We start from the raw sequence: 3204 nt of genomic DNA, 5'->3' as shown, positions 1-3204 counted from the left end.
CAGCGTCGCCGAACGTCAGTTGCATGGATGATTCCTCAACACGAGGCGAGTAGTGTCGCGCATCTGCCGTGCTTTGTTCAGAGGTTCCCTAGAGTCAGCGCAGCGGCGCGAGCGCGAAGTGTGGGCGAAGACAGCCACGCAGTGAATTGCCCATTTCTTTCACTGTGGCGCGCATAGACGTTGGAGTGAGCGATGCGATTTCGGAGAAAGTATGTGTTGACAGCGAGAGTTAGCATCACTAACGTTGCTGTACCTGCCCCGGAGCGAGTCAGCCAAGAGAGCCAATCTCCCGCCTTTTTTGTGACGAAGATGCTTGGTCATAAATAGGAGCAGATGTGTGCGGCGCACAAACATTCTGCGGGACGTTGTGAAGCGGTTGCCTGGGCGACAGCGTCTCTGTTTGGCAACTCAAGCGCATCGCGAGATCAACTTCATGCTGATCACACCTTGTCGGCATTTTCCAAGTTCCATACTCCACGTCGATAACTCGATAAATCATGTCGTCCAAAGGCATCTATTTCATGAGTAGGAACTAGATACGCGAGATAGCTGATGGCACTGCCAAGTTGCTAAAGTATGATCACTAGCCCGTATGGACGAATTGCTGATGAGGCCTACCAAAGTTGCGCTAGTCTCATTCTTCGTCCTCTGCATATGCTCGCTATGTGCATGCGCGCATACGACTATCAATCCAACCTCGCGACTTCCAGAAGAGCCACGCGCAATGACGACGCCTGAGATCTCAATGGTCAATCCCACGCTTAGCGCTTTTGAGATCGCTGAAAAGTTTTTGAAGTTGCTAGAAGGTTTGCAATCCAGAAAAGATCTGACCGTTGAGCGGGTACGCGAAGTCACCGGGGTGTCTCTAAGAAAAGTTTCCTTCCCTTCCGAAAATCTTGAGTCATATATATATGGCCAGGCGCTTGGCAGTGGCTGGAGCTACTCATTAGAACTCATCCCCGAGTCTCCCTCTCTGAAGCAGGGAATAAGCCTATCCTTCATTAACGAAGGTGATGACTATTCCAGCCTAGAAAGCAATTGCGTTAATTTTGAGAAGTACAAGAATTCGCTGATAAACGCCGGGTTCATCGATTCGCCCGTACACGGTGAAATAGGTCAATTGCAAAGTTGGCGGCTTTCCAAATTTGCGAAGGACAAGAGTGGGAACGATATTATTATATCGATCATTCCACAGAACGAGATACCTGGTTCGCCTGGTAGGCTCTGCATCAAATCAATTGGTACATTGAATTAATCAAGGATGGATGCTGGTGGCAACTCCAAATCCACAACTTGAAGCGGCGTTAGCCCAGTTTGCTGGTTCTGGTGTAAGCCAGTATCAAGTTGCCCAGTTGCGTGGTGCGCTTGCAAAAGATATGACAGGCAATCGGCGGTCAACCATCAATGCCTCACCGTTTTTAGCCAACGAGCTCAAAAAGTCTGCGGCTCAGATCGATCAATCGTACCCGTATAGCCAGGGGAGAGCACAGTTTGAGGACTTTGGCTTCCTAAGGCTTGGTGTAGCGGCTGAAGGTACTTACGGCGGCAGCAACAGGATCATGAGTTTGCCACTGCGAGGACTTCATGCCGGCTTGGTAGCTAATCCTTACCCAGCCTTCTATGCTCAACAATTCATCTCTTAGGATCCGCTGATGCGCTTCTCCCGAGTCGCCCTGCTCTTCCTAACCGCACTCCTTGTGCCTGCATTGGGCGCTTGCACTCATACAGCATCCCAACCCCTCAAGCCGCTTGCGAAGGAGCACGCTGACATGACCTCGCCGGAGACCGTCACGGCCGACAAAATTAACCTAAGCGCTGAAGAGATCGGCAAGCGGTTCTTAAAGCTGATTACTAGCTTGGATTCACGTGCTGACATAACACCACAGCGCATTCAAGATGTCATGGGCTTCCCAGTCACTGTCGCACCTGGTGCGCTCGGTGCCGTTGTATGGAGTAAAGATCTGGGTGCTGGGTGGAAGTACGCGTTTGACTACGTTCCTGAATCTAAATCACTGTTACCGGGCGTCGGCCTTTCATTCGAAAACGACGCAAATCGCAGGTCTGACATGGAAGTCATTTGCAGCTTGGATTTTGAGCATTACGACAGTGTGCTGAAAAGCTCCGGATTTATTGCATCACCCACATACGGGCCGATCGGTCAACTTGAGAACTGGCGCTATGCAAAGTTCGCGAAGGACGGTAAGGGCGGAGATATCATTGTTTCTATCGTTCCACTGAGTGCTTCTGAGAGTTCTCCAAATCAGTTATGCGTTAAATCCATCAGCACCTTGAATGGCCGGTAAGACGCTAAGGAGAAACCTCTAATGGCACGTCACAGCCCTCAACTCGAAGCCGCGCTCTCCCAGTTCTCCGCTCAGCCGGGTATAAGTCCTGATCAGGCTGCGCAACTACGTGACGCGCTCAAGGCAGATGCCGACTTGTTGAGTCAGGTGGATAAGCAGGCCCAAGCCGGGGCACTGCGTGGCTTTGCTGTACAGGCTTCAAGCAGTAGTCCGCCCAATTTAGCTGGAACTTACGATATCCAAAGTGGCGTCATCACTCTTCCGGCATCGAGCCTTCAACCAACTGGCATGGTGGCAAGCCAAGACCTGAAAGCTACGTTGCAGGTGCAGCAGATGTCCGTTGCGTTTGCACACAGTACCTATCCAGATGCAGCGGGGAACAGGCAGCCAGTCACTCAAGACATGGTCAACAATCTGCAAGCGACTATCAATGGCTCTCCTGCTCTTGCGGATGAGTTGAAGAGGGCTGCCACCACTATTGATTTAACGGACACACAAAAGCCGCAAAGAGCAAATCTTGAGGGCTTCGATTTTGTCGGCCCAGGTGTGGCTGCTGGTGAAACATACGATGGCAATCGAAAATTGATGAATTTGCCACCCGTTGGATTGCAGTCCTTCTCAGCTGCAAGTCCATCCGGAAGATTCAATCCGCAGGATATGACTTTCGTATTGGGCCATGAGATACAACATAGTTTCAATCATTCTTCCAAGCAGCAGGCGACCGCACTTTTTCTAGCACAAGTTGATAAGCAATCGAAGATAAGAGGACCTGTTCACGATTACACCGATGAACTCAGGGCGTATATCCAGGTGTAATGACCCATCGGTTTCTGCACAGGTCAGGTGGTTAATGTAGCGGCATAGGCTTGGTCAGGCGTCATCATCTTCAGTGCCTGATGCG

Annotated in this window: 3 protein-coding genes and 1 pseudogene; all 4 read left to right on the top strand. The window is 50.8% G+C overall.

The window, feature by feature from the left end; translation table 11 throughout:
- Positions 1 to 724 precede the first annotated feature (724 nt).
- A complete protein-coding gene (locus XdyCFBP7245_RS23250) occupies positions 725 to 1255 on the top strand; it encodes a hypothetical protein (protein ID WP_104617698.1) in 531 nt (176 codons plus the stop codon).
- 16 nt (positions 1256 to 1271) lie between these two features.
- Positions 1272 to 1643, top strand: coding sequence for a hypothetical protein (locus XdyCFBP7245_RS23245; protein ID WP_146091733.1), 372 nt, complete (start codon positions 1272 to 1274; stop codon positions 1641 to 1643).
- Positions 1644 to 1652: 9 nt separating this feature from the next.
- The gene (locus XdyCFBP7245_RS23240) at positions 1653 to 2303 is read left to right on the top strand and encodes a hypothetical protein (protein ID WP_104617696.1); all 651 of its coding nucleotides are present in this window, start codon (positions 1653 to 1655) and stop codon (positions 2301 to 2303) included.
- An 81-nt stretch (positions 2304 to 2384) separates the two neighbouring features.
- A pseudogene (locus XdyCFBP7245_RS23235) lies at positions 2385 to 3113 on the top strand (XVIPCD domain-containing protein); the annotation flags it as partial.
- Between the last annotated feature and the right edge of the window lie 91 nt (positions 3114 to 3204).

This window comes from Xanthomonas dyei (assembly GCF_002939865.1).
GTDB lineage: Bacteria > Pseudomonadota > Gammaproteobacteria > Xanthomonadales > Xanthomonadaceae > Xanthomonas > Xanthomonas dyei.
The sequence above is the reverse complement of the archived record's forward strand: the minus strand, read 5'-3'. Positions and strand labels throughout refer to the sequence as shown.

Excerpts from the sequence above, each read along its gene's own strand:
- XdyCFBP7245_RS23250 (WP_104617698.1), top strand. The coding sequence starts at position 725 with ATGACGACGCCTGAGATCTCAATGGTCAATCCCACGCTTAGCGCTTTT.
- XdyCFBP7245_RS23240 (WP_104617696.1), top strand. The coding sequence starts at position 1,653 with ATGCGCTTCTCCCGAGTCGCCCTGCTCTTCCTAACCGCACTCCTTGTG.